This window comes from Thalassovita sp. ABM4_323, assembly GCF_056158665.1.
On record NZ_JBSWTS010000007.1, the window covers coordinates 1,263,001 to 1,287,729 of the forward strand.

General features: G+C 60.5%; 24 protein-coding genes. 11 read left to right on the forward strand and 13 right to left on the reverse strand.

Features of this window, described 5'->3' with window-relative positions; genetic code table 11:
• Positions 1 to 128: 128 nt before the first annotated feature.
• A complete protein-coding gene (locus tag ACXADQ_RS08630; RefSeq protein ID WP_475326057.1) occupies positions 129 to 827 on the reverse strand; it encodes an HAD family hydrolase in 699 nt (232 codons plus the stop codon).
• A gap of 130 nt (positions 828 to 957) precedes the next feature.
• Here ACXADQ_RS08630 and clpS point away from each other — a divergent pair, with 130 nt between their 5' ends.
• The 4 genes from clpS (at position 958) to hemF (ending at position 4,086) form a co-directional block, all read left to right on the forward strand.
• Positions 958 to 1,275, forward strand: a complete 318-nt coding sequence (gene clpS, locus ACXADQ_RS08635; RefSeq protein WP_475318910.1) for an ATP-dependent Clp protease adapter ClpS — start codon at positions 958 to 960, stop codon at positions 1,273 to 1,275.
• Between the two features lie 29 nt (positions 1,276 to 1,304).
• Complete coding sequence (locus ACXADQ_RS08640; RefSeq protein ID WP_475318913.1) at positions 1,305 to 2,279, forward strand: class I SAM-dependent methyltransferase; 975 nt, start codon at positions 1,305 to 1,307, stop codon at positions 2,277 to 2,279.
• A gap of 38 nt (positions 2,280 to 2,317) precedes the next feature.
• Complete coding sequence (locus ACXADQ_RS08645) at positions 2,318 to 3,118, forward strand: SDR family NAD(P)-dependent oxidoreductase (RefSeq protein WP_475318917.1); 801 nt, start codon at positions 2,318 to 2,320, stop codon at positions 3,116 to 3,118.
• A gap of 74 nt (positions 3,119 to 3,192) precedes the next feature.
• Positions 3,193 to 4,086 (forward strand): oxygen-dependent coproporphyrinogen oxidase, encoded by an 894-nt coding sequence (gene hemF / locus ACXADQ_RS08650; RefSeq protein WP_475318920.1) that lies wholly within the window; start codon positions 3,193 to 3,195, stop codon positions 4,084 to 4,086.
• 193 nt (positions 4,087 to 4,279) lie between these two features.
• Here hemF and hemE read toward each other — a convergent pair whose 3' ends face one another.
• Positions 4,280 to 5,314, reverse strand: a complete 1,035-nt coding sequence (gene hemE, locus ACXADQ_RS08655) for a uroporphyrinogen decarboxylase (protein ID WP_475318925.1) — start codon at positions 5,312 to 5,314, stop codon at positions 4,280 to 4,282.
• Between the two features lie 99 nt (positions 5,315 to 5,413).
• Between hemE and hemC the strand changes: the two genes are divergently transcribed.
• Positions 5,414 to 6,370, forward strand: coding sequence for a hydroxymethylbilane synthase (gene hemC, locus ACXADQ_RS08660; protein ID WP_475318932.1), 957 nt, complete (start codon positions 5,414 to 5,416; stop codon positions 6,368 to 6,370).
• Between the two features lie 3 nt (positions 6,371 to 6,373).
• Here the strand turns inward: hemC and ACXADQ_RS08665 are convergent, their stop codons facing one another.
• The 8 genes from ACXADQ_RS08665 to ACXADQ_RS08700 form a co-directional block, all read right to left on the reverse strand.
• Positions 6,374 to 7,657, reverse strand: a complete 1,284-nt coding sequence (locus tag ACXADQ_RS08665; protein ID WP_475318937.1) for a flavin-dependent oxidoreductase — start codon at positions 7,655 to 7,657, stop codon at positions 6,374 to 6,376.
• 75 nt (positions 7,658 to 7,732) lie between these two features.
• Positions 7,733 to 9,133, reverse strand: a complete 1,401-nt coding sequence (locus tag ACXADQ_RS08670; RefSeq protein ID WP_475318944.1) for an FAD-binding oxidoreductase — start codon at positions 9,131 to 9,133, stop codon at positions 7,733 to 7,735.
• A gap of 57 nt (positions 9,134 to 9,190) precedes the next feature.
• Positions 9,191 to 9,991, reverse strand: coding sequence for a 2-oxo-hept-4-ene-1,7-dioate hydratase (gene hpaH / locus ACXADQ_RS08675; protein WP_475318949.1), 801 nt, complete (start codon positions 9,989 to 9,991; stop codon positions 9,191 to 9,193).
• Positions 9,988 to 10,845 (reverse strand): fumarylacetoacetate hydrolase family protein, encoded by an 858-nt coding sequence (locus tag ACXADQ_RS08680; RefSeq protein ID WP_475318954.1) that lies wholly within the window; start codon positions 10,843 to 10,845, stop codon positions 9,988 to 9,990. The genes hpaH and ACXADQ_RS08680 overlap by 4 nt, the downstream gene beginning before the upstream one ends.
• A 23-nt stretch (positions 10,846 to 10,868) precedes the next feature.
• Positions 10,869 to 11,849 carry a 3,4-dihydroxyphenylacetate 2,3-dioxygenase gene (gene hpaD / locus ACXADQ_RS08685; protein ID WP_475318960.1) on the reverse strand — a complete coding sequence of 327 codons (981 nt, stop codon included), beginning with the start codon at positions 11,847 to 11,849 and terminating at the stop codon, positions 10,869 to 10,871.
• Between the two features lie 27 nt (positions 11,850 to 11,876).
• Entirely contained in the window at positions 11,877 to 12,731 is an 855-nt protein-coding gene (gene hpaD / locus ACXADQ_RS08690) for a 3,4-dihydroxyphenylacetate 2,3-dioxygenase (protein ID WP_475318968.1), read from the reverse strand.
• Between the two features lie 44 nt (positions 12,732 to 12,775).
• Entirely contained in the window at positions 12,776 to 14,287 is a 1,512-nt protein-coding gene (gene hpaE, locus ACXADQ_RS08695; RefSeq protein ID WP_475318972.1) for a 5-carboxymethyl-2-hydroxymuconate semialdehyde dehydrogenase, read from the reverse strand.
• 3 nt (positions 14,288 to 14,290) lie between these two features.
• Positions 14,291 to 14,674, reverse strand: coding sequence for a 5-carboxymethyl-2-hydroxymuconate Delta-isomerase (locus ACXADQ_RS08700; RefSeq protein ID WP_475318980.1), 384 nt, complete (start codon positions 14,672 to 14,674; stop codon positions 14,291 to 14,293).
• Positions 14,675 to 14,774: 100 nt separating this feature from the next.
• Here ACXADQ_RS08700 and hpaR point away from each other — a divergent pair, with 100 nt between their 5' ends.
• Positions 14,775 to 15,230 carry a homoprotocatechuate degradation operon regulator HpaR gene (gene hpaR, locus ACXADQ_RS08705; RefSeq protein ID WP_475318986.1) on the forward strand — a complete coding sequence of 152 codons (456 nt, stop codon included), beginning with the start codon at positions 14,775 to 14,777 and terminating at the stop codon, positions 15,228 to 15,230.
• Positions 15,231 to 15,257: 27 nt separating this feature from the next.
• On the opposite strand, the gene nirD is transcribed toward hpaR, so the two are convergent.
• Complete coding sequence (gene nirD, locus ACXADQ_RS08710; protein WP_475318991.1) at positions 15,258 to 15,578, reverse strand: nitrite reductase small subunit NirD; 321 nt, start codon at positions 15,576 to 15,578, stop codon at positions 15,258 to 15,260.
• A complete protein-coding gene (nirB, locus tag ACXADQ_RS08715) occupies positions 15,575 to 18,022 on the reverse strand; it encodes a nitrite reductase large subunit NirB (protein ID WP_475318995.1) in 2,448 nt (815 codons plus the stop codon). Before nirB ends, nirD begins: the two co-directional genes overlap by 4 nt.
• Before the next feature lie 394 nt (positions 18,023 to 18,416).
• Here nirB and ACXADQ_RS08720 point away from each other — a divergent pair, with 394 nt between their 5' ends.
• From ACXADQ_RS08720 to ACXADQ_RS08740, 5 genes are all read left to right on the forward strand, one after another.
• Entirely contained in the window at positions 18,417 to 19,652 is a 1,236-nt protein-coding gene (locus ACXADQ_RS08720) for a diaminopropionate ammonia-lyase (protein WP_475318998.1), read from the forward strand.
• Positions 19,653 to 19,763: 111 nt separating this feature from the next.
• Positions 19,764 to 20,828 carry a Hint domain-containing protein gene (locus ACXADQ_RS08725; RefSeq protein ID WP_475319001.1) on the forward strand — a complete coding sequence of 355 codons (1,065 nt, stop codon included), beginning with the start codon at positions 19,764 to 19,766 and terminating at the stop codon, positions 20,826 to 20,828.
• 195 nt (positions 20,829 to 21,023) lie between these two features.
• A complete protein-coding gene (rpsD, locus tag ACXADQ_RS08730) occupies positions 21,024 to 21,644 on the forward strand; it encodes a 30S ribosomal protein S4 (RefSeq protein WP_475319007.1) in 621 nt (206 codons plus the stop codon).
• Between the two features lie 1,108 nt (positions 21,645 to 22,752).
• Positions 22,753 to 23,007, forward strand: a complete 255-nt coding sequence (locus ACXADQ_RS08735) for a hypothetical protein (protein WP_475319014.1) — start codon at positions 22,753 to 22,755, stop codon at positions 23,005 to 23,007.
• Entirely contained in the window at positions 23,004 to 24,014 is a 1,011-nt protein-coding gene (locus tag ACXADQ_RS08740; RefSeq protein ID WP_475319021.1) for a YeiH family protein, read from the forward strand. The genes ACXADQ_RS08735 and ACXADQ_RS08740 overlap by 4 nt, the downstream gene beginning before the upstream one ends.
• 100 nt (positions 24,015 to 24,114) lie before the next feature.
• On the opposite strand, the gene ACXADQ_RS08745 is transcribed toward ACXADQ_RS08740, so the two are convergent.
• On the reverse strand, positions 24,115 to 24,669 hold the full coding sequence (locus ACXADQ_RS08745) for a tetratricopeptide repeat protein (RefSeq protein WP_475319027.1): 555 nt from the start codon (positions 24,667 to 24,669) through the stop codon (positions 24,115 to 24,117).
• Positions 24,670 to 24,729 lie beyond the last annotated feature (60 nt).

Consider the following 24,729-nt stretch of genomic DNA (forward strand, 5'->3'; position numbering starts at 1 on the left):
AAGTATTCATTTCTAACGATTTGGCCATTCGCGTCACGCGGATATCCAAGATATTGCGGCTGTCAGGGGCGCGACCCCAAGGGGCTGATTTGGCGAATTTTGTCGGCCAAATTCAGCCGATGCGAGGGTCAGGTTTTGTGCTCGATCCGATCCACGATGGCGCGCAGCCCGCTGAGATCGTCAAGCTGCACGAATTGAGCCGCATTTTTCGGTGGATCGGCCTTTTCGATCTCCCATTCCAGGCCGTGCGGCACGTGCACGCCCCAGCCGCCCGCCTGCACCATGGGCACAACATCAGACTTCATCGAATTGCCGATCATCATGCCGGCGCTCGCCCCATGTCCGTGTCTGTGAAAAATCCCCTCATAGACTGGGCGCGTCTTGTCCGAGACGATTTCGACCCCGTCGAACAGCTCGCCCAGCCCGGATTGCGCCAGCTTGCGTTCCTGATCCAAAAGATCGCCCTTGGTGATCAACAACACGCGATGGGTTTCGGCAACGGCCTCGACGGCGCGTTGCGCGTGTGGCAACAGCTCGATTGGATGTTGCAGCATGTCCTGCCCTGCGTCGACCAGCGCACGGATCACATGGCCAGGAACGCGTTCTTCGGTTACATCCAGCGCGGTTTCGATCATCGACAAAACAAAGCCTTTGATGCCAAAGCCGTAATGAGAAATATTACGTTTTTCAGCTTCTAGTAACCGTTCCATCAAATGATCAGGCTCGCAATACTCGCGCAGCAGGTCTGCGAATCGGTCCTGGGTCATGCGGAAAAAACGCTCGTTGTGCCAAAGCGTGTCATCCGCATCAAAGCCAATGGTGGTCAGTTTGGGCAACCTTATCTCCTTGTCACCGGTTCGCCCTCTTTCCTTGTGGCGCACAGAGGTTATATAGACCCTTCAAAGTATGATTGGTCAAACCGGACGAGTTTGGATGATGGCACAGTGGACTGTGACAATGTCGGAAGATGAGTTTGATGGCGGCGACCCCGCTGTCGCCCTGAAAACACGCCCGAAAACCAAGCGCCCGCCGCTGTATAAGGTGATGTTGTTGAATGACGACTACACGCCGATGGAATTCGTGGTGCATGTGCTGGAGCGATTCTTTGGCATGTCCCACGCGCAGGCGTTTGAAATCATGCTGACCGTCCACAAAAAGGGCCTGGCCGTGGTTGGCGTCTTTAGCCACGAAATCGCCGAGACCAAGGTGACACAGGTGATGGATTTCGCCCGCCGTCACCAGCATCCGTTGCAATGCACGATGGAGAAAGAATGACCGCCCGCCCGGTCTTTCTGTCCTGACACATGACACATTCCCGTTTGTCCCTGGCGCTTGAGGCCGGATTAGCGCTGCCTTCCACAGGCACGATCGCCGTCTATGGTCCGCGCGCGGACATGGATTTGTCTGACCTGCCCAAGGATCGGTTGGTGCTGGTCAGCGGGTTCAAGCCGGATGTGGATGCCTTCACCGCGCGCGGGTTTCAGTGTCAGACCCAGCCGGTCGAGGCCGCAGCCGCGATGGTCATTTTGCCGCGCGCCAAGGCGTTGGCCCGCGCGATGATTGCACAGGTTGCAACCGCGCCCCTGGTGATCGTGGATGGGCAGAAAACGGATGGTATTGAATTTGTCCTGAAAGAGCTGAAAAAGCGTGAGGCCATTCAAGGCACGATTTCCAAGGCCCACGGCAAGCTGTTCTGGTTTGCCCCGACCTCGGATTTCAGCGATTGGCAGGCGCAGCCCGCGCGGGTGCAGGGCTTTGTGACCCGTCCCGGTGTGTTTTCCGCCGACGGAATTGATCCGGCCTCGGCGTTGCTGATCCAACACTTGCCTGAAAAGCTGTCCGGTAAGATCGCCGATCTGGGGACGGGTTGGGGATACCTTTCGGCCTCTGTTTTGGCGGACCATCCCGCCATCAAGGAAATGCACCTGGTCGAGGCTGAACATTCTGCGCTGGACTGCGCCCGCGAAAACGTGACGGATGCGCGAGCCAGTTTCCACTGGGCGGATGCCACGCGCTGGACCGCGCCGGCTCGTCTGGATGCGGTGATCATGAACCCGCCGTTCCACGTCGGTCGCGCGGCCGAGCCAGACCTGGGCCGCGCCTTCATTGCAACAGCGGCGGCTAGTCTGGCGCCCAATGGTCAGCTTTGGCTTGTCGCCAACCGGCAACTGCCCTACGAGGCGGCACTTGCCGCGCTTTTCACCCAAGTCGACGAAATCGGCGGCGACAAACGGTTCAAAATCCTGCACGCAACGCGGCCCACTCGTCAGCGGTGCTAAGGCTCGCTAGGCTCATCGCAGGGAATCAGGAGGTCTTCATGACATTCTCACTTGCCGGAAAAACCGCCATCGTTACCGGTGGCGCCAACGGGATTGGGTTGGCCATCGGTCGCCATTTCGTGGACAAGGGTGCCAATGTGATGTTCGCGGATCGGGACGAAGATGGGCTGGTCAACCAGTTCGGCGAAAACGACGAGACCAACCCCTATCGCTATTTTGCCGGGGATCTGCGCGAGCGGCTGACGCAGGCGAACCTGCTGTCGGCGACACTGGACGCGTTTGACAGCGTTGATATCCTGATCAATGCCTCGCGTCAGGTGGTGGCTGTGGACCCGCTGAACGCCGATGACGATGCGGTTGAAATGCTGTTGCAACAGAACTTGCTGAACGCGCTGCGCCTGTCCCAGATGGTCGCCAAGCGGATGATCAAGCAGTCCAAAGACCAGGAAGAGGGCGCCGCCGGGTCCATTGTGAACCTGTCCTGTATCGCTGGACGTCGCACCAATCCCGACCTGCTGGCCTATTCGGTCTCGACGGCAGCGTTGGACCAGATGACGCGCTCTTTGGCCGTGGCATTGGCGCCCCACCGCATTCGTGTGAACGGGCTGGCCTTTGGCTCGGTCATGTCGCACAGCCTCAAGGATCAGTTGAAGGACAACGCGGATTTTCGCAACGACATCGAACGTCACACTCCGATGCACCGGATCGCATCGCCCACCGAGCTGATCCACTCGGCGCAGTATCTGGCGTCCGAGGCTTCGGCCTTCATGACGGGTCAGGTGCTGACGCTGGATGGTGGCAGAACGCTGATCGACCCGGTTTCGGCCCCCGCGCATTGATGTCGCGCCCGGTCCCTGTGGTCTAACGGGGTCGCGCCTGCTAGGTCTGGGGAAAAGCCAGACAGGGACCTCAGATGACCGACACATTCGCCGACCAGAAAGCCCGCGCCAGCGCATGGTTCCGCAGCCTGCGCGACGAAATCGTCGCCAGCTTCGAAGCCTTGGAAGACAGCCAGAGCACCGGACCGTTCGCCGACCAACCCGCGGGCCGGTTCGAGGTGACCGAGACCAAGCGTGCCTCAGAGGACGGCAGCGACGCAGGTGGCGGATTGATGAGCGTGATGCGTGGCGGCCGCGTGTTCGAAAAGGTCGGGGTCAATGTCTCGACTGTGTATGGCGAACTGGGCGAGCGCGCCCAAGCCGCCATGGCCGCGCGCAAAGGCATCCCCGGCATGAAGGATGACCCGCGTTTCTGGGCCAGCGGCATCAGCCTGGTTGCCCATATGCAAAACCCGCACACACCGGCGGTGCATATGAACACCCGCATGTTCTGGACCCCGCACGCCTGGTGGTTTGGCGGCGGCTCGGACCTGAACCCCTGCATCGAATACGACGAGGACACAGCCCACTTTCACGCCGTTCAAAAAGAGCATTGCGATCGGCATGATGCGGGATTTTATCCGCGCTTCAAAGACTGGGCAGACGAGTATTTCTATGTGCCGCATCGCGGCCGTGCCCGCGGCGTCGGCGGTATCTTCCTGGATGATCACAACTCGGGGGATTGGGAGGCCGATTTCGCCTTTATTCAGGACGTCGGTCGCGCCTTCCTGCCCGCCTTTGTTCCCGTGACGGAAAAACGCCGGGATACGCCGTGGACAGAGGCCGACAAGGACACCCAGTTGGTGCATCGTGGGCTTTATGCCGAATATAACCTTGTGTACGACCGGGGGACCAAGTTTGGCCTGGAAACTGGCCATGACGCAAATGCGGTCCTCATGAGCCTGCCACCCTTGGCAAAATGGGTGTGACCTAAAGGGGCGCGCAAGCGCGCACAGGATATCTCGGCTTTTCCCTTCGGGAAAAACCTCGGGATTGGCGCGAGGTTAGAGGTTTGGGTGCCATTTAGATCACGTGCCAAGGGGGTATGGGGGGATATCCCCCCATCTGCCCGAAGGGCCAGACCTGTGCAGGCCGAATGGCCTGCTCCTCTGGATCAATGGGTTAGCCGTTTCTGACTGTGTCGATCATAAGCTGCACATTTTCGGGGTCTGCATCAGGGGTGATCCCGTGGCCCAGGTTGAAAATATGTGGGCCGTTTGACAGGGCTTTGACGATGCGGCGGGTTTCGTCCACCAGCGCCTGACCGCCCGTGACCATGTGCGACGAGGCCAGGTTGCCTTGGACGCAACCATCGACCTGCACGTTCTGGGCCACCCATTCAGCGCTGACCGAGTTGTCCACGGCCACGCAATCTGCGCCGGTTGCCTTGGCAAATCCGATATAGTTCTCTCCGGCCTCGCGGGGGAAAGCTATGACGGGCGTGTCGGGGTGGCGTTCTTTCAGGGCGGCGATGATTTTTTTCGCGGGGGCCAGGGCGTAGCGGTTGAAATCCTCGCCTTTCAGCGATCCGGCCCAGCTGTCGAACAGTTTGACCACCTCGGCGCCCGCCTCGATCTGTTTGCTGAGATATTCGATGGTGCCCTCGGTAAGCAGGTCCAGGATGCCCTCGAACACGGCGCGGTTTTCGGCCTTTAGCGCATGGGCGGGGCCTTGGTCCTTGGTGCCGCGCCCGGCGATCATATAGGTGGCGACGGTCCAGGGCGCGCCGGCGAACCCGATCAGCGTGGTTTCCTTGGGCAGTTCCGAGGACAGGATTTTCACTGTCTCGTAGATGGGGTTCAGCACCTCGTGGATCGCGTCTTTGTCTTTTAATGCGGCCAGTTCGGCTTCGGTCGTGGTGGTGGACAGGCGCGGGCCTTCGCCGGTGACGAACCACAGATCGGCGCCCAAAGCCTGGGGCAGCAGCAGGATGTCGGCGAAGAGGATGGCCGCGTCAAACCCATAGCGGCGGATCGGTTGCAGCGTCACCTCGGCGGCCAGTTCGCTATTATAACACAGCGACAGGAAATCCCCGGCCTGCGCACGCGTGGCGCGGTATTCGGGCAGGTACCGCCCCGCCTGACGCATCATCCAGATCGGAGGGGTGTCCAGCGTCTCGCCTGCCAGCGCGCGAAGGATCTTTTTCTGTTCGGCCATCGGATTTCCTTTCGTTCCAATGGTTCGTCCCCTTATGGCGACAAGATGTCAAGCATCGGGTGCTTGTCAGGACAACCTGCCGCGACTAAGGCTTGGCGCATGACACTTACGATGCCCAGCCCCGCCTCGCCCCTGAAGATCGGAACCCGTGGATCGCCGCTTGCCCTGGCGCAGGCGCATGAGACCCGGGATCGGTTGGCGCGGGCGTTTGAACTGCCGCCCGAGGCGTTCGAAATCGTGGTCATTCACACCACCGGCGACAACCAGCGTTTGATTGATGCGGATCAGCCGTTGAAGACGCTGGGTGGCAAGGGCTTGTTCACGCGTGAGATTGAACAATCCATGCTGAAAGGCGGGATCGATATCGCCGTGCATTCGATGAAGGACATGCCGGTGCTGCAACCCGAGGGGCTGGTGCTGGATTGCTATCTGCCGCGTGAGGACGTGCGCGATGCCTTTGTGTCGCTAACCGCCGCGACGCTGGCCGATCTGCCGGAAGGGGCCGAGCTGGGCTCGTCTTCGCTGCGTCGTCGGGCGCAGCTGTTGCACCGTTTCCCGCATCTGAAGGTGGTCGAGTTCCGTGGCAACGTGCAGACCCGGATGAAAAAATTGCAGGACGGGGTGGCCGATGCGACCTTCCTCGCGATGGCGGGTCTGAACCGGTTGGGCATGGCCGATGTGGCGCGTTCGGCCATTGATCCGGACGAAATGCTGCCCGCGGTGGCGCAAGGCGCGATCGGGATTGAACGCCGGATGGATGACAGCAACACCGCTGGCCTGCTAGAGGCGATCCATGATGGCGTCACGGGTCAACGTTTGGCCGCAGAACGCGCGTTTCTTGAGGCGCTGGATGGCTCTTGTGAAACGCCGATTGCCGGTCTGGCCGAATTGGACGGAGGCACTCTGCGTCTGCGCGGCGAGGTGCTGCGCCCGGACGGATCCGAGGTGATCGCGGATGATCGCACCTGCCCGGTCGAGGACGGGGCCGAGCTGGGCCGCGCCATGGCCAAGGACATGTTGGCACAGGCGGGCCCCGATTTCTTTAGCTGGCGCTAGGGGTTAGGACTTTACCTTGGCCCCTTCGGCGATGGTGCGGGGGGCATTGTTCAGCTTTTCAATCGCGAAACCGGCGGCGGCCTTGTACTTGGCCATGAACTCGGCGCGTTCGTCGGCGGGGATGACGTCGTCGATATTGTCGAACTCACCGCCACAACGATCATCCACCATGTTCAGCAGGCCAAACGGGCCCGCGCCGCGGTTGCGCAGGATCAGCTCGGACACGGGGCCGCACAGGGCCGCGTCATAGCTGGCCAGCGCCTGTTCGGTGACGCCATGCTCCAACATCTCAGCGGCCAGGGTGCGCGCATCGATCACCGCCTGCGAGGCTCCATTCGACCCCGTAGGGTACATCGCGTGGGCCGCATCACCCATCAGAACGACCTTGCCGTCCTGCCAGGTGGGGATCGGGTCGCGGTCGATCATCGGGTTTTCATACGCGACCGAGGCCCCGCGGATCAGCGCGGGCACATCCAGCCAATCATAGGTCCAGCCATCGAAATGATGGGCGAAATCGTCGATCTGAACCTGGCGGAACCAACCGGTGTTTTCGTGGGCCGAGGGATCATCATAGGTTACCTCGGCGATCCAGTTGATCTCGGCCTCGCCGGTGTCGGGATCAGGATGCGAGATCGGATAGATCACCATCCGGTGTTTATGCGTGCCCAGCCCCAGAAACGAGGACCCGGTGCGCGAAGGCTTCGCCCGCGTGGTCCCACGCCACATTACGGCGCCGCCCCAATGAATGGGGGGCTGATCAGGGTGCATTTGCGCGCGGATGTTCGAATGGATGCCATCCGCCCCGATCAGGATCGTCCCGGTCTCGCGGCTTTCGGTGCCATCCGCGTGGCGGATGATCGCCGTGACCCCGTCTGCGTCTTGCTCGTACCCCGTGACCTGAGCGCCAAGACGCACAGCATCAGCGCCCGCGCGTTCGACGAATTTGCGGTACAGCAGCATGTGGAATTCGCCCCGGTGCACGGCGTATTGCGGCCAGTTATAGCCGGCCAGCTCGCCGCGCGGTTCGGCGTAGATATCGTTGCCGTTCAGACCGACCAGCGCCCATTCCTTGGCCGGGACACCAACAGTATCCAGATCATCTGCGCCAATCCCCAGGTCGTACAGCTCGCGCACGGCGTTGGGTTGCAGGTTGATGCCCACACCCAGCGGTTTCAGCTCGCGGACGCTTTCGAACACGGTGCAGGGCACACCGATCTGTTGCAGGGTCAAGGCCATGGACAGGCCGCCGATGCCGCCTCCGGCGATCAGGACATGAGGGGTGGGCATGGGGTCCTCCGGGGTCTTCAATCTGGCAGGGTTGTTACCCTACATAACTATCCGCGCCAAGAGGGCGGTGGCCCCCTAGGGCAGCAGTTTCCCCGGATTCAGGATGTTATTCGGGTCCAGCGCGGCCTTGATGGCCTTCATCGCGGCCAGCGCGACCGGGTTCTTGCGCCGCCGCATCGAGGGCAGCTTGGACAGCCCGATCCCGTGTTCCGCCGAAAAACTGCCCCCAAGTTTCAGCACTTCGTCTTCGACGGCTTCCATGATCGCATCGTGCTGGTCCGGGTCCTGCGAGCCGGGCCAGACCGTGTAATGGATGTTCCCATCGCCCAAATGCGCCACGATGATCGGGCGGGCACCAGCGTCAATGTCGGGCAGGCGGGTTTCCATGATTTCCAGAAACGTCGCGACCTTATCCAGCGGCAGCGCGATGTCATTGCTGATGATCGGACTGCGCGACATGGCGATCTCGGCCGCGGCTTCGCGCCGTTCCCACATTTCCTGACGCTGGGTATCATTCTGCGCCACCACCGCATCCAGAACGGCACCTTCTTCGAACATCTCGCCCAGAACGTTTTCCAGATAGGTGGTCACCGGGACCGAGCCATCGGGTTCCGGCGTTGCATCGCGTGGGGCGGTGGCGCCGACCTCGACCAGAATGTTGACGTCATAGGCCTCGTCAAAGGGTTCGCGGGCGTTGGGGCTGATCTCTTTGTGGATCTCAATATGGTGGCGGGGCATGTATTCATACGCCTCGACACAGCCGCCTGTGGCTTCTTGCAGGCGGTTCAACAGGTCCAGCGCAGCGGGCAAATCGGGCGCGGCCACCATGGCGGTCGCATAGGCCTTGGGGCGCGGAGACAGCTTCAGCACCGCAGCGGTGATGATGCCCAGCGTGCCCTCGGCGCCGATCAGCAGGTGTTTGAGGTTGTAGCCCGAGTTATCTTTGTGCAACTCGCTCATGATTTCCATGACCTCGCCAGTGGGCAGCACGGCCTCGACCCCCAGCACCAGATCGCGGGTATTGCCATAGCGCAGCACGTTGGACCCGCCCGCATTGGTGGCCAGAACGCCCCCGATCATGGCCGAGCCCTTGGCGCCAAAGGTCAGTGGAAAGATCAGGTCTTGTTCTTCTGCAGCGTTGTGGACGTCGGCCAGAATGGCGCCGGCCTCGACAATCGCGATACGAGAGGACGCACGGACCTCGCGAATGGCATTCATCCGGTCCAGCGACAGCATGATCGAACCGTCCGCCGAACCGCCACCCGCCAGCCCAGTGTTCCCCGAGATCGGCACGACAGGCGTGCCGGTCTGGTTGGCCAGCTTTACCACGGCAGACACTTGTGCTGTGTCGGCAGGACGCACGACGGCCAGCGGGTTGGACTGGTATTTCCCGATCCAATCGCGCGACCATTTCGCGGTATCCTCGCCCGTCAGCACATAGGGTGCACCAACAATCTGTTTCAGCTGTTCCAGCATCGCTCTCTCCCGTGTTCCCCGTTCTTGATGCCGATTGGCATGGTCAAAGGCAAGGGGTCAGGCAAAGGCAATAGATACGCCGCCGAATGGTCCGAAGTCCGCTTCGATCACCGCGCCCGACGGCGCTTCGACCGGGCGGATGAAGCTGCCTGACAAGATCACCTGCCCGGCCTCGATCCGCTGACCGTATTGGTCCATCCGGCGCGCCAGCCACACAATGCCCTGTACCGGATCATTCAGCACACCCGCGCCCAGGCCGGTTTCCTCGACCTCGCCGTTCTTGGACACGATCGCGCCGACCCAACGCAAATCCTGCGCGTCAATGGCGTGTTTCTCGTCGCCCAGAACGATGCCGGCATTGGCGGCGTTGTCGCTGATCGTGTCGGTGATGATCCGGGTTTTTCCCGTTGTGGGATCGGCGCGCAATATCCGGGTGTCCAGGATCTCCAGGGACGGCGTGACATAGTCAGTCGCGGCGATCACGTCCTCGGCGGTAATATGGGCCCCGGCCAAAGGCGATTTCATGACAAAGGCGATCTCGGCCTCAATCCTGGGCTGAATAAACCGCCCCTTGGGCACGACGCCTCCGTTCACAAAGGCCATATCATCCATCAACACGCCGCTGTCGGGGATGTCGATGTTCAGCGCCGATTGCATCGCCTTCGAGGTCAGTCCGATTTTCCAGCCGATCACCTGACGCCCCACGGCCTTGCGACGCGCGATCAGAGCGGCCTGAACGGCATAGGCATCATCCATGGTCATGCCCGGATATTTCAGCGACAAAAGCCCGATCTGCTGGCCGGTCTGTTCGGCCCGCCACAGGGCCTCGGCAGCTTCGACGTGCTGGTCAGGGGTCACGCCTCGTCCTCCACGGAGTTGCGCAGGATGCCGATGCCGTCGACCTCGATTTCTACGACGTCGCCGGGGACCAGGTATTTCGGCGGATCAAACCGCGCGCCCGCGCCGGTGGGGGTGCCGGTCACGATCACATCGCCCGGCACCAGCGTGGTGAAGGTGCTGATATAGGCGATCTCTTCACGGATGGGGAACATCATGCGCGACAGCATATCGTCCTGACGCACCTCGCCATTGACGCGGGTGATGATGCGCGCGTCATCCAGCTGTTTCGGGTTGGTGAAGGGCACCAGCCACGGGCCAATCGCGCCCGAGCTGTCCCAGTTCTTGCCTTGCGTCACGTTGAATTTCGCATGACGCACCCAGTCGCGGATCGTGCCCTCGTTGCACAGGGTCAGGGCGGCGATGTGGTCATAGGCGTCCTCGGGTTTGATCCGACGACCGCCCTTGCCGATGACGATCACCACCTCGCCTTCGTAATCCAGCGTATGGTTTTCCGGCGGGCGCACCAGCGGGCGGCCATGGCCGGTGAAACTGCGTGGAAAGCGCGGGAACAGCGACATGTGCTTGGGCTGGCTAGAGCCATCCTTGTATTCCGCATTCCGGTCCGGGAAGTTCACCCCCACGCACAGGATTTTTTCGGGCGAGGGGATCGGGATGTCATATTCAAACGTCCCCTCGGGATGCGTCACCGCGCGTCCTTCGGCGGCTTTGGTCAGGGTGCGCAGACCGTCCGCGGCGATCACCTCGCGCAGGGTGGGCCATTCGGGGAAATCCCCCGACAAAGCCACAAAGCCCCCGTCAATCACCGCGCCATATAGCTGGCCATTCTCTGTCGATACAGTTGCGAATTTCATGCTGTTCACTTTCTTAAAGCGGGTCAGGGGGCGATGATGGGCTGGGCTTTCATCTTGCTGTCTTGCAGCTCGACGTTTTCGAAAACACTGCCATGTTCAAACCACGAACGCGGCGCGGGCGCGCCCCACAAGGTCTGGCGCTGCGGGTCCTTCAGATCCCACTTGATGGGTTCCAGATCGGGGTCAACCGTTTGATAATCCGAGCAATAAATCTCGATCCGGTGGCCGTCAGGATCCAGGATATACAGGAAGAACGCGTTCGAGATCCCGTGCCGCCCCGGCCCGCGTTCGATGTTGTCCAGATAGCCTGTGGTGCTCATCAGATCCAGCAGGTCGATGATGTTCAGCGGTGTGGGCACCCAGAATGCGGTGTGGTGCAGGCGCGGGCCCTTGCCGTTGGTAAAGGCGATGTCGTGGATGCCGCCCTTGCGGTGCATCCAGGCGGCCCACAGGTTCTTGCTTTCGTCGTCCTCGGTGTATTCGGTGACGCGGAAGCCCAGCTCGTTATAGAATGCGACGCTTTCGTCCACGTTTGGGCTGTAGCAGTTGAAGTGGTCGATCCGCAGGGGTTTCACGCCGTTATACAGCTTGTATTCCTGATGGATCGGCGCCAGGCGGTCCATTTTGAAATAGAACTCCATCGGCGCGCCAAACAGGTCGGTGGTGCGCATCGTGCGGCCTTGATAGGGGCGCTCGACCCACTCCACGGGCAGATTTTTGGCCGCGAACCACTCGGCCGCTTTGTCCAGATCCTCTTCGGAAAACACCTTGTAGGACAGGTAACTGACCGAAGGCGTATCGCCCTTTTTCAGCACCATGCAGTGGTGACCGCGCTCTTCCATGGCGCGCAGATAGATGGTGCTGTCGTCCTCGTCAGTGACTTGCAGGCCCAGCGTGTCCACATAGAACGCACGGCTGGCGGCCAGATCGGTGACGATCAGTTCAACATGGCTGAGGCGCACGATATTGAACGCCGGATAAAGGTTCGGGGCGGGAACGGGCATAAGGGGTCTCCTGTCGTCGCGTCGGTCCTATGGGACCGGGAAAATCACGTTGGTCTGGCCGGTGCCAGAGCTGGGGAAATACTCGGTCACGACCTCGCATTTCTGGTCGTACTTGTCCCAACCCAGCGCACCGTACAGCATGGCGGTGTCATGCATCGAACCTTCGCCGCAGCACAGTTCAGCATAGTCGCCCAGCATCTTGAGGAAGGTCGCATGTTCGCCGTTCTTCCACATCTCCATCACGCGCAGATCGACCTGACGGTTGAATTCCGAGCTGATGGTGAACGTCCCGTTGTTGGGGGCGTATTCCTTGTTCGACCAGATTTTATGGCTCAGGCTGCCACTGGCGACCAGCAGGACCTTGCTGTCGCTGGCCTCGACTGCGGCGCGGATGGCCTCGCCGATGATGCGGCTTTCATCGTGATCATGCACGGTGCAGAACGCTGCGACCGACACGACCTTCATGTCATGCACGCGGCTCATGAAGCTCATGGGGACCAGCGTGCCATATTCCAGGTCCAGGCTGTCCAGATGGTGCGCCAGGGTATAGACGCCCAGTTCGGTGGCCTTTTCGGCGATGGCATCGCCCAGTTCGGGGTTGCCGCGATGCGAATAGGGCATGTCGCGGATGAACTGCGGGAACTCGGACGAGGTCAGCAGCCCTTCGAACTTGTCATTGGCGTTGATGTGGAACCCCGCATTGACCAGCCAATGCGTGTCGCAGATCACAACCGTGTCTGCGCCCAGCTCTTTGGCGCGGCGTGCGATTTCCAGATGCCCGTCAATGGCGGCCTGACGCTTGCCTTTGATCGGGCCCTCTTGTTCCGACATTTGCAGCGTCGGAACGTGGGTCATTTTGGCGGCGAGTACGATTTCACCCATGGTATGTCTCCTCCGTAGAAACTTTCGCGCGTTTCCTGTGGGCCTTAGGCGCCCAGTTGAGGGATTTTGTGTTGGCCGATGGCCAGGCCGATGTGTTTTTGCTCCATGTAGAACTCGAACGACCAGTCCCCGCCGTCACGGCCGATACCGCTGGCTTTGACCCCACCAAAGGGCGTGGGCAGGTGGCGGACGTTTTCGCTGTTCACCCAGATCATCCCGGCCTCCAGCTTGTCTGTAAAGCGCAGCGCGCGGGTCAGGTCATTCGTCCAGACATAGCCCGTCAGCCCGTATTCCACATCATTGGCGATGTGCAGCGCATCCTCTTCGGTGTCGAAAGGAATGGCCGTTAGAACCGGGCCAAAGATTTCCTCTTGGGCGATGCGCATGTCATTTTGCGCGCCGGTGAACAGCGTTGGTTTCACATAGCAGCCGGGCTGATCCAGCGCCTCGCCACCGGCGGCGATGGTCGCGCCGTCCTGTTTGGCGATGTCGAAATAGCTGCACACCTTGTCGAAATGGGTCTTGTGGATCAGCGGGCCGACCTCGGTTTTCGGATCCAGCGGGTGGCCGACCTTGATGTTGTTCACCCGCGCGGTCAGCTTTTCAATGAACTCACCCGCGATGGTGGATTGCACCAGCAGGCGGCTGGACGAGGTGCAGCGCTCGCCATTCAGCGAGTAAATCATGAAGATCGCAGCATCCAGTGCGCGGTCCAGATCGGCGTCGTCAAACACGATGACGGGGTTTTTGCCGCCCAGTTCGAAATGGACGCGCTTGAGCGTATCAGCCCCCTGTTTCATGATCATCGAGCCGGTCTTGGATTCGCCCACAAAGGCGATGGCCTTGATGTCGGGGTGTTCGGTCAGGGCGCGGCCTGCGTCCTCGCCAAAGCCGTTGACCGGGTTCCAGACACCGGCGGGCAGGCCGGCCTCTTCGGCGATTTCCATCAGGATACGTGCGGTGACGGGGCTGAACTCGGCCGGTTTATGGACCACGGTACAGCCCGCCGCCAGCGCCGGAGCGATTTTCCACGTGGACAGCATAAAGGGCGTATTCCAGGGGGTGATCACGCCGATCGGGCCGATGGGGGTGCGGGTGGTGATGTTCATCAGCGTGGGCGAGGGCAGGTTCTGGCCGTCCCGCGCGCTGGGCGCTTTGTCCGCGAAGAACTTGAAGTTCGCCGCCCCGCGCAGCGCCGCCTTGGACATAAAACGCAGCGCCTGACCGGTGTCGAAACATTCGCACAGGGCGATTTCCTCGGCGCGAGCCTCGATCCCTTCGGCGATTTTGTGCAGGATTTTCTTGCGCTCGGCGGCGGGCATGTCGCGCCAGGCCGGAAAGGCATCACGCGCTGCTTTGGCCGCGGCGTCAATGTCGGTTTCGTCCGATTTCACCACGTTGCAGATAAAGCTATCATCCACGGGCGAATGGTTTTCGAAGGTCTTGCCGCTGTTGGCGGGCAGGTCCTGGCCACCGATCCGGTTCAGAACGCCTGTGTCTTTGAATTGCGCCAGATAGCCGTTCAGTTTTTCGATATTGGTTTGCAGATCAGACATGGGTCAGCCTTTCAGATGGTCGCGGATGGTGCCCGTTTTGGGCGCCAGCTCGGCGTCGATGTCCCGCATCTCCATGGACAGCGCCAGGGAGCGGGTTTTCATGATGGGATCGAGAAAGCGTTCAGCCGCAGCGAACAGCGCGGTGGTTGCGGTCTTGCGCGCGTCCAGCGAACGGCCTTCGCGCAGGCGGACGCTGATGTCGATATAGCCGTGTTTGGGGTCCCCGTCGGCAATGCTGACATGGTTGGCCGCAAAGGCACGCACGCGGATGCCCGCCAAAGGGAACACACCGGTCGCGATCGCCTCGGTGCGCAGCAGATCGCAGAATGCGGGCCAGTCGATCGCGTCCTCCAGATTGGCGGAATAATCAATGATGAAATGCGCCATGATGCCTCCCTACGCTTGGTCATTAACATGTTAAGCAAATGGAGGGCCTGCGTCAAGCCCCCGTATTGCCAGTCGCAAAAAACGCAGGCAGAAAAGGGACATGGAAGCAGAAAGACATACGCCACCCGAAACGAATCGCTCGTTGCCCATTGCTTTGTTGCGGGCACGGGAAAAGGTCATGGGGCCCATCCGGGCGATGTTGGCGGATGTCGGGGTGACCGAGCAGCAATGGCGCGTGCTGCGGGTTCTGAACGAGGGCGGGACGCTGGACCCGACCGAAATTGCCGAGCGCTCCTGCCTGCTGCTGCCTTCGCTGACGCGGATATTGCAAACGCTGGAAAGCAAAGGGCTGATCTCGCGCGAACCCCATCCCACGGATCGGCGCAAGCAGTTGGTCACGATTTCGGGCACCGGACGGCAGCTGATTTCCGACAATATGCAGGAAAGCAAGCGCCTGAACGCTTGGCTTCAGGACAGCTTTGGTCAGGACAAACTGGACGCGCTGCTGGATTTGCTGAACGAGTTGGACGCTTTAGAGCGGTTGGAAGACCGCTAAAAATGGGCCCCGAAGGGCCCATTCTGATTACAGTCCCAACAGAACCGTCTGCCCGTCCAGTTTGACGGGGAAGCTGGCCGTCTGGCCATCGTCCGCGCCCTGGGCCTCGCCGGTTTCCAGCGAAATCACCCAGTTGTGCAGCGGGCAGGTGACACAGCCATCATGCACGATGCCCTGGCTTAGCGGGCCGTTCTTGTGCGGGCATTTATCTTCGAGCGCGAAAACACGGTCATCACTGGTGCGAAAGATGGCGATGGTCATGTCGCCGTTTTTCACGCAGCGGGCGCCTTGGCGCGGGATGTCGGACAGTTCGCCAACCGAGACCCATTGTTGTGCTTGGACGTTCATTCTGCGGCCTCCAGTTTGATATCTGCCATCGGAGAGAATTCATGCGCTTCGGCACCGGCCACGCGTTCGGCCCAGGGATCAACCTGCGCGAATTGCTGGCTGTAAACGAAGCGTTCGTAATAGGCCTGACGCTGCTCCAGGTCGTCATAGATGACGTCCTTGATGTGGTCATAGCCCACGCGGTCGGCCCATTTGTAGATGCGTTCCAGATAGAAGCCTGTTTCGCGATAATACTGTGTCAGTGCACAGATCGTCTCGATGCACTCTTCTTCGGTTTTCACGGTGCCCAGATCGGTAGTGCCTTGGATATGCAGACCTGCCGCGCCGCCATAGACGATCTGATAGCCGCTATCGACACAGATGACGCCGATGTCTTTGCAGGTGGCCTCGGCGCAGTTGCGCGGGCAGCCGGTGACGGCCAGTTTCAGTTTCGCAGGCGACCACGAACCCCACAGGATTTTCTCTAGCTTCACGCCCAAACCTGTCGAGTCCTGCGTGCCAAAGCGGCACCAGTCCGTGCCCACGCAGGTTTTCACCGTCCGCAGGCCCTTGGCATAGGCCGCGCCCGAGATCATGCCCGCATCGTTCAAATCCTTCCAGACGGGGACCAGGTCTTCTTTCTTGACGCCCAGCAGGTCGATCCGCTGGCCACCTGTGACCTTGACGGTGGGGATGTCGAACTTGTCGGCCACATCCGCGATGGCGCGCAGCTCGTCCGGGGTGGTCAGACCGCCGAACATACGCGGCACGACCGAGTAGGTGCCGTCTTTCTGGATGTTGGCGTGGACGCGTTCGTTGATGAAGCGCGACTGCTGGTCATCCACATATTCACCGGGCCAATCCGCCACCAGATAGTAGTTCAGCGCGGGGCGGCACTTGGCGCAGCCCTCAGGCGTGGACCATTCCAGCTCTTGCATGACCTCGGGGATGGATTTCAGCTCTTTGGCCTTGATCAGGCGGCGCACATCGCCATGCGTGTGGGTGGTGCAGGGGCACATGCCCTCGGCCTCGGGCAGGACGAAATCGTCGCCCAGGGCCAGGCCCATCACGCCCTCAACCAGACCGGTACAGGTCCCGCACGAGGCGCTGGCCTTGGTCACGGCGCGCACCTCGGCCAGGGTGGTCAGGCCCTGATCCTTGATCGCGGTCATGATCTGACCCTTAGAGATACCATTACAGCCGCAGATTTCCGCATCATCGGACAGGTTGGCCAGCGCGGCCAGCGGATCGGCCGCAGCGCCGCCCTGATAGGCCTGACCAAAGATCAGCGTTTCGCGCATCTCGTCGATGTCTTCGCCGGATTTCAGCAGTTCGTTATACCAGGCACCGTCGGCAACCTCGCCATACAGAACGGCGCCGATCACCTTGTTGTCTTGCAGGATCACCCGCTTGTACGTGCCCCGGTTGGCATCGCGCAGGACGATATCCTCGCGGTCGGGACCTTCGGCGAAATCACCCACGGAGTAGAGATCACAGCCCGTGACCTTCAGCTTGGTCGGGGTTTCAGCGTGTTTGAACGCGTCTTCGGAGGGGCCAGCCAGATGCGCGGCGGCCACACGGGCCATCTGGTACAGAGGTGCGACCAGGCCATAGACCATGCCGCCGACCTCGACACATTCCCCGACCGAGTAGATATCAGCATCCGAGGTTTGCATCGACGCGGTGGTCACGATGCCCCGGTTGACCTCCAGGCCCGCATCGGTGGCCAGTTGGGTGCTGGGGCGGATGCCCACGGCCATAACCACCAGCGAGGCGTCGATCACGGTGCCATCGGCCAGCTCTACGCCCTCAACCTTGTCGGAGCCCAGGATTTGCTTGGTGTTGGCTTCGCACAGAACCTCGATCCCGCGCAATTCCAGCTCGCGCTGCAGCAGGTAGCCGGCGGCGGGGTCCAGCTGACGCTCCATCAGAGTGGGCATCAGGTGAATGACCGTCACCTCCATGCCGCGCGCCTTCAGGCCTGCGGCGGCTTCCAGACCCAGCAGGCCACCCCCGATGACAACGGCGCGCCCGCCCTTGTCCGAGGCCTCCAGCATCCCGTCCACATCGTCCAGATCGCGGTAGGCCAGAACGCCGGGCAGATCCTTGCCCGGTACGGGGATGATAAAGGGCGAGGACCCGGTGGCGATCACCAGTTTGTCGTAGGCTTCGGTTACGCCGCCTTCCGAGGTGACAGTCTTGGCTGCGCGGTCGATCTGCGTGACCTTCTGGCCCTTGTGCAGGGTGATGCCATGTTCGGCGTACCAGGCGTCATCATGGATGACGATATCGTCAAAGCCCTTCTCGCCCGACAGAACCGGGGACAGCATGATGCGGTCATAGTTCACGCGCGGCTCGGCGTTGAAAATGGTGACTTCGTATTGATCGGTCAGGTCAAAAAGATGCTCCAGCATCCGGCCCGGGGCCATACCATTGCCGATAATAACAAGACGTTGTTTGGTCATTGTGGCGCTCCATCGTCACATGAGCCGCTTGGGCTCGTTGTTCTTGGTGATCGAAGTTGCAGCGCCATTGCCGCGAAGATCCGCACGGGGATCGAAAATTGGCAAGGCCACGCCATTGTGGCCGGTTCATTAGGCCAATGTTACTAAGCGGCGCAGGGCGAAATGCAAGGGTTTACCGCTGCGGCGCAGCAATAAATTCAACGGCAGGGAAGGGGAATCTTCTGCGGCTGCCGAAAATTTGGGCGAAACCGCAACCGGCTGGCAGAAAATGCGCAAACCCTCGGCGCGGTGATTCTATTTGCTCGGCGGCGACGTCATCTGCCGCCTGAGTGTCGCGATTGAGGTATGGCGGCGGGCTCAAGTTGCGATAGCGTAGGTGCAAAAGGGGTGCGCCATGGCTGATACTGTCAAATACGGAACCGGAACAGATGCGGCGTTCGAGCTGTGCATGAACACCAGTGCAAATCTGGCCGCCCCATGGACGGATGCGCAGGATGCCATCCTGAATGAGGCCGCGCTGAGCACCGCGCGCCAGACCATTCAGGGTTGGCCGGGGTTTGCACCAACGCCCCTGATCAGCCTGTCGGCCATGGCGGAGGATCTGGGGATCGCCGCGTTGCATTATAAAGACGAGGGCGGTCGGTTCGGTCTGGGCAGTTTCAAGGCGCTGGGCGGGGCCTATGCGGTGGCGCGCCTGTTGCAGGGGCAGATGTCGCAGGCCTTGGGGCGCGCGGTCTCGATGGCCGAGGTAACCTCAGGGGCGCACCCGGAACTGGCGGCGGGTCTGACGGTGTGCTGTGCGACAGACGGCAATCATGGGCGCTCGGTCGCGTGGGGCGCGCAAACGTTCGGCGCGCGCTGTGTGATCTTTATTCATGCCGGGGTGTCCGAGGCCCGCAAAACCGCGATCGAGGCCTATGGCGCCGAGGTGCGCCGATGCGAGGGCAACTATGATGACAGTGTCCGCGAGGCGCAGGAAACGGCCTCGTCCGAGGGATGGTTCGTGGTCTCGGACACGTCCTATCCGGGCTACATGGATGTTCCGCGCGATGTGATGCAGGGATACGAGGTCATGGCCGCCGAGGCGTTTGACGCGCTGGATCAGCCTCCGACCCATATCTTTTTGCAAACCGGAGTGGGTGGCATGGCGGCGGCTGTGACTGCGCTGGCCAAGCGTCGTTGGGGGAATGCGCGCCCGATGATTGTGTTGTGCGACCCGGATCAATCGGCCTGTTGGCTGGAAACCTTTCACGCAGGCGCTCCGACTGCTGTCGAGGGCGATCTGGACACGCTGATGGCGGGGTTGGCCTGTGGTGAAATTTCCGCGCTGGCCTGGGAAATCCTGAAAGATCACGCAGATGCGGCCATCGCCGTGACGGATGCTGCGGCGGTTCAGGCCATGCGCGACCTGGCCGATGCCGGAAACGAGACACCCATCGTTGCCGGAGAATCCGCCGTTGCCGGGCTGGTCGGCCTGCGCGCGGCGCTGTCGGTTTCAAAGGCCGAGCAACTGTTGCAGCTGACTGGCGAGGCACGCGTGTTGCTGTTTGGGACCGAAGGCGACACCGACCCTGCGTTGTATGCCAAGTTGGTAGGCCGCAGCGGGGCGCAGGTTCGCGCGGCGGAATAGCTACAATTCATTGGAATCCGGATAGATTTCCGCCGCAAACGGTCTAGTCAGGCTGTGCGGATTCTGCTATGGGTGGTGCCAATAAAAAAATAAATGGCAGGCATACGGGCAATGAGAACGGGCTATCTGGGCACGTTCGTCATTTCTTGGTCGCAAACAGAACTAGACGGCTTGCGGGCCGCCCCTTTGACGAATCTTGTGGTTGGCGCCGCTTGGTCATGGCACGGGGACGCGCTGCGCGTAGATGGCCGCAACGACCTATTGCGACTGGAAAATGCGGACGGAGAGGAAAACCTTCGCCGAAGCGCGGCACGCATGGTGTCGCGGCTGATTGGCGTGGCGCTTTCGGACAAGCGCAAGAAGGTACAACAGGATGACGAGGCCCCCTTGCGGGACCGCTATTTCATCGTCACCGATGGCCAGAAATCCTATACTGTGACGCTGATCGACCCTGAAACCGGCGGGGCGCCTTTGGCGATGTTCGTCGGGGACGTGCCGCCGCAGAAACGCGAGCTGTGGATCGTGCATGCCGCGCTGCGCACCGATGGCGGGGCCGAGGTCGCAGACACGCGCCGCGGTGTCATCTGTTTTACACCTGGAACAAAGATCGACACGCCCTCGGGGCCGCGTTTGGTTCAGGACCTGCGCGAAGGCGACATGGTACAAACCCTGGACAGCGGGGCGCAGCAAATCCAGTGGATCGGTCAACGTCGCATGACGGGCGCGCGCCTGTTCGCGATGCCCTATTTGCGGCCCATTCGGGTGCGGCCCGGGGCCTTTGGGCTAGATCGCCCTGATCAGGAACTGCTGGTCTCGCCAGATCACCGCCTATTGCTGCGCGGGGATGCCGCCCGCGCGCTGTTCAACACGCCCGAGGTGCTGGTTGCCGCGCGCGATCTGGTGAATGGTCATTCCGTCAACGTGGATATGGGCCTGCGCGAGGTCACCTATATTCACATCCTTCTGCCGCATCACCACGTGGTGCGCGCCAACGGGGTGGATACCGAAAGCTTCCACCCCGCCAGCGCCCATTTCGACGCGTTGGAAGACAGCGATCGGTTGCGACTGGGCAAGGCGCGACCAGATGTGGTGGATGACCCCACGGGCTATGGCGATTACGCGCGTCGAACCCTGAATCGGTCCGAGGCAGCAATCCTGACGCACGAGCTGGCCTAAGGGCTGTTGACTCCTCCAAACCTTCGTCTATAAGCGCGGCTTCATTGGTGTTGGTGGCCCCCGCAAGGGGATGCCTGTCACGTCGGCAAAATCCGGCGAGAGGACAACGCCCTTCGAACCCGCGATTGCAGTCCGAAAAGTGGGAACCGGTTTTCGGATCACGCTGCAATGCTTTACATTGAAGGAGATCAGCAGATGACAAAAAGAACTGCTGCCAAGTACAAGATTGATCGCCGCATGGGCGAAAACATTTGGGGCCGCCCCAAATCCCCCGTCAACCGTCGTGAATATGGCCCCGGCCAGCACGGTCAGCGCCGCAAGGGCAAGCTGTCCGATTTCGGCACCCAGCTGCGTGCCAAGCAGAAGCTGAAAGGCTACTACGGTGACCTGACCGAGAAACAGTTCCGTCGCATCTACGGCGAAGCCGAGCGTGTCAAAGGCGATACCGGTGAAAACCTGATCGGCCTGCTGGAGCGCCGCCTGGACGCCGTTGTCTACCGCGCCAAGTTCGTGCCTACCGTTTTCGCGGCCCGTCAGTTCGTGAACCACGGCCACGTCCTGGTGAACGGCAAGCGCGTGAACATCGCGTCCTACCGCGTCAAAGAAGGCGACGTTGTCGAAGTTCGTGACAAGTCCAAGCAACTGGCCGTCCTGCTGGAAGCCGTGCAACTGCCCGAGCGTGACGTGCCCGATTACATCGACGCCGACCACTCGAAGATGAAAGCCACCTTCGTGCGCACCCCCGGCCTGTCGGACGTGCCCTACCCGGTGATGATGGAACCGAACCTGGTCGTGGAATTCTACGCGAAGAACTAATCTTCGCCGATCCAGACGAAATTCAGGAAAACCCGGCCCCCGCGGCCGGGTTTTTTGCATAACGTCATCGAGCGGTGCAGGTTTAGAAAGCGCAGAAGCTTATGGATCGTCCTTCGGTTGATCCCGAAGACTGGACAGCGCTCAAAACCTCATCTGGGCGGACGCCAACGACTACACAAGACTTGGTTGGGTTGCTGCCAGTCTGGCTGATACCAAGGATTGTTTCTTCAAACCGATGTGGAGTACTCGGGGCATCCGACAATCCACGCACCGTAATTCGAACGGAACCTGCATCAGGGCCATCGTGCGACTTGTCGTATTGCAAACAGACCGTCCAGTTGTTCGGTTTGGCCTTAGAAACCAACTTGGCAGGAGTACGTCCCACTCTGCGCGTCAGGCAAGGGGCCTGTTTCCAGTTTCCGGAGCGGCAAACCAATGTATTCTTACCTACGGGCGATATCACCGCCCCTTCGCTATAATGGTTTTCTTGATATGCGCACCGGACATCTCCAGCTGAAGCCCACGCGCCACTTTCACATTGCATTTTAATTCCATCGCGAATGATAACGGCACTTTTGGAGAAGGGTTTGCCGTCATAAAAACAGTCGGTTGGTGACTGAGCATTGGCGCTTTCAGCCCAGATTGCGGAGCAACTCACCATCAACGTAAGCAAAACGGTTCTTATAGCAAAGTTCATACTAATTACCTCTAAAATTGCATTGACTTGTCGTCGAAATTGTTCAGGTATTCCCCTTTGTTTTCAAGAGCAATCAATCTGGATAGAATACTAAGTAGCATCCTGACGCATTACGCGGGTGCAGCGTTGCTTGAGTCGCTTTTGCAGATCGACGCGCTATTCCGGCGCTTAGAACATCGCTGCGTATTTCCAATTGTCGGCGTCTGGTTGGCCTCGTCCAGATCATAGCTGGCCTATCTGACCGTGCAGGATGCCATGGGGCCACCGATGCCTGGCGAAGCGCCCCATACCTGACCACCCAGACGGAGGGGTTTCGCTCGGGTGCCTGCATCTCTCAGGTGGAGGTTGACCATGGCGCGCTGCTGCCAGAGAATGCCGAATTGCGCGCCACCTCTCGTCAGAGCCCCGCCAATGAACGACATGACCGAGCCAGAAATCACCCCGAGTACCATTCCGCTGTCCGAGTACTTTCTCGCGCCGAAGGAAAGCGCAGGCTTTCTCAGCAACTTGCGGGGCAAAAACAGCCAGAAGGGGCACGGCCTAGCCATCGTCAGCGCTACAGGGCAGTGGGTGACACAGTCTTTGGGCAAACACGAAACGGCGGGCGTGTTGGACATCATCCGCTCGCAAATCATCATCCACAAGCTCGAAAGTTTTGATCAATGAAACTAGCGGCCACACGGGACAAGGCAGAGCAGTTGGCCCCTGGCCTGATCATCGTGGCGATTGCGGCCCTGGCGGCCCGGTTCGTTTCTGATCACTATGGCGCGCCAGCCATGCTGATGGCGCTGCTGTTTGGCATTTCATTGAACTTCCTATCCAGCGAGCCGCGCACCGAGGCGGGCATTGCGTTTTCCGCCAGAACTCTGCTGCGGATCGGCGTTGCCCTGTTGGGCTTTCGGATTAGCACCGATCTGATCGTGTCGCTCGGAGTATTCAATCTGGCGGTGGTGATTTCGGGCGTCTTCGCAACAATCGGGTTTGGCCTTTTGCTGGGAAAATTCCTGCGATTTCCTGGCAGCTTTGCGTTTCTCACCGCGGGTTCGGTGGCCATCTGCGGGGCATCGGCGGCCATGGCCATCGCTTCGCTTCTGCCAAAGGACGACAAGCACGAAACCCAGCTGGCCTTTACTGTTGTCTGTGTCACGATCCTATCGACGGTCGCCATGATCCTGTATCCAATCCTGGCAGATCGTTTGGGTCTGAGCACCCTGGAAAGCGGTGTATTTCTTGGGGCGACGATCCATGACGTCGCTCAAGTTGTCGGTGCGGGTTTTTCCATATCCGAAGCGACCGGCGAGGTTTCGACCACCGTCAAACTTGTGCGCGTCGCCCTTTTGGCCCCGGTGATCCTTGTCGCCAGCATGTTCGTGCGCAATCTGACCCATGAGCACGAGAAAGCCTCAGATCGACCTTCGATCTTGCCGTGGTTTGTCAGCGCGTTCTTTGCGATCATGCTGTTGAACTCCACGGGTGTGATCTGGGACGGCCTCACTTCCGTCGCCACAGCGCTGTCGCGTTGGGCGTTGCTCAGCGCGATTGTCGCGGTTGGAATGAAGACCTCTATTAAGGAGGTCATAGAGTTCGGCAGGCTGCCAGTCGCGGTTTTGTGTTTGGAAACAATATTCATCGCGGTCTGGGTTCTTGTGCTTTTGTCAGTGCAGACCAGCTGAGTTCAGTCTCCGTTGAAAAGCCATCCCCCCAGCCGCGTCGCAAGCCACCGACGCGGGATACTTCGCAGCTTTGTGACAGCGAAAAAGGCAATTCCCGCGCTTAGAACATCGGCGCGTATTTCCAATTGTCGGCGTCGGGGGTGACCTCGTCCAGATCATAGCCCGCGTTCTGCAGACGCTGGGCGATCTCTAGCCCGTCGCGCGCGGCCTGATCGACAAAGCTGCGGCCAAGTTCCTCGTTTTGCGAGATCCCATGGCCGCGCATCAGGTTCAGACCGTGGTTGAAGCGGCCCACGGGGTCGCCTGCCTCGGCGGCGCGGCGGTCCCATTCGGCCGAGGCATCGGGATTGTATTCGCCCCCCAGCCCGTTGTTTTCCAACTGGCTTAGCCAGGTCATCGCCTTGGTATAGCCTGCCTCGGCGCAGCGGCGCGTCAGTTTGCGGGCCAGAACGAAATCGTCATTCTTGGTGGTGTTGATGCCAAGCGAACAGGTGACCGAGTTGATCACACCCATCTCGATCTTTCGGGTCAGCATTTCGCGTCCGGTGTCTTGTGGGTTCAAAATGCCGTGCTCGTCTTCGACCGGGGGCGTCTGATCTGCATGCGCACCCCCGCTGGCAAGAAGAGCAAACAGAAAAAGGCTTGTGACACGCATTTCAGGATCCTCCGTACGCAAAACGATACCAACTGCTCTGCTGACAATCACCGCGACCAA

Coding starts and splice junctions, on each gene's coding strand:
- ACXADQ_RS08740 (WP_475319021.1), top strand. CDS start 23,004: ATGAAACTAGCGGCCACACGGGACAAGGCAGAGCAGTTGGCCCCTGGC.
- ACXADQ_RS08640 (WP_475318913.1), top strand. CDS start 1,305: ATGACACATTCCCGTTTGTCCCTGGCGCTTGAGGCCGGATTAGCGCTG.
- nirD (WP_475318991.1), bottom strand. CDS start 15,578: ATGAACGTCCAAGCACAACAATGGGTCTCGGTTGGCGAACTGTCCGAC.
- hpaD (WP_475318960.1), bottom strand. CDS start 11,849: ATGCCCGTTCCCGCCCCGAACCTTTATCCGGCGTTCAATATCGTGCGC.
- ACXADQ_RS08680 (WP_475318954.1), bottom strand. CDS start 10,845: ATGAAATTCGCAACTGTATCGACAGAGAATGGCCAGCTATATGGCGCG.
- ACXADQ_RS08700 (WP_475318980.1), bottom strand. CDS start 14,674: ATGGCGCATTTCATCATTGATTATTCCGCCAATCTGGAGGACGCGATC.
- ACXADQ_RS08720 (WP_475318998.1), top strand. CDS start 18,417: ATGGCTGATACTGTCAAATACGGAACCGGAACAGATGCGGCGTTCGAG.
- nirB (WP_475318995.1), bottom strand. CDS start 18,022: ATGACCAAACAACGTCTTGTTATTATCGGCAATGGTATGGCCCCGGGC.
- ACXADQ_RS08745 (WP_475319027.1), bottom strand. CDS start 24,669: ATGCGTGTCACAAGCCTTTTTCTGTTTGCTCTTCTTGCCAGCGGGGGT.
- rpsD (WP_475319007.1), top strand. CDS start 21,024: ATGACAAAAAGAACTGCTGCCAAGTACAAGATTGATCGCCGCATGGGC.
- clpS (WP_475318910.1), top strand. CDS start 958: ATGTCGGAAGATGAGTTTGATGGCGGCGACCCCGCTGTCGCCCTGAAA.
- hpaD (WP_475318968.1), bottom strand. CDS start 12,731: ATGGGTGAAATCGTACTCGCCGCCAAAATGACCCACGTTCCGACGCTG.
- ACXADQ_RS08735 (WP_475319014.1), top strand. CDS start 22,753: ATGAACGACATGACCGAGCCAGAAATCACCCCGAGTACCATTCCGCTG.
- ACXADQ_RS08645 (WP_475318917.1), top strand. CDS start 2,318: ATGACATTCTCACTTGCCGGAAAAACCGCCATCGTTACCGGTGGCGCC.
- ACXADQ_RS08665 (WP_475318937.1), bottom strand. CDS start 7,657: ATGCCCACCCCTCATGTCCTGATCGCCGGAGGCGGCATCGGCGGCCTG.
- hpaR (WP_475318986.1), top strand. CDS start 14,775: ATGGAAGCAGAAAGACATACGCCACCCGAAACGAATCGCTCGTTGCCC.
- ACXADQ_RS08670 (WP_475318944.1), bottom strand. CDS start 9,133: ATGCTGGAACAGCTGAAACAGATTGTTGGTGCACCCTATGTGCTGACG.
- hpaE (WP_475318972.1), bottom strand. CDS start 14,287: ATGTCTGATCTGCAAACCAATATCGAAAAACTGAACGGCTATCTGGCG.
- ACXADQ_RS08725 (WP_475319001.1), top strand. CDS start 19,764: ATGAGAACGGGCTATCTGGGCACGTTCGTCATTTCTTGGTCGCAAACA.
- hemC (WP_475318932.1), top strand. CDS start 5,414: ATGACACTTACGATGCCCAGCCCCGCCTCGCCCCTGAAGATCGGAACC.
- hemE (WP_475318925.1), bottom strand. CDS start 5,314: ATGGCCGAACAGAAAAAGATCCTTCGCGCGCTGGCAGGCGAGACGCTG.
- hemF (WP_475318920.1), top strand. CDS start 3,193: ATGACCGACACATTCGCCGACCAGAAAGCCCGCGCCAGCGCATGGTTC.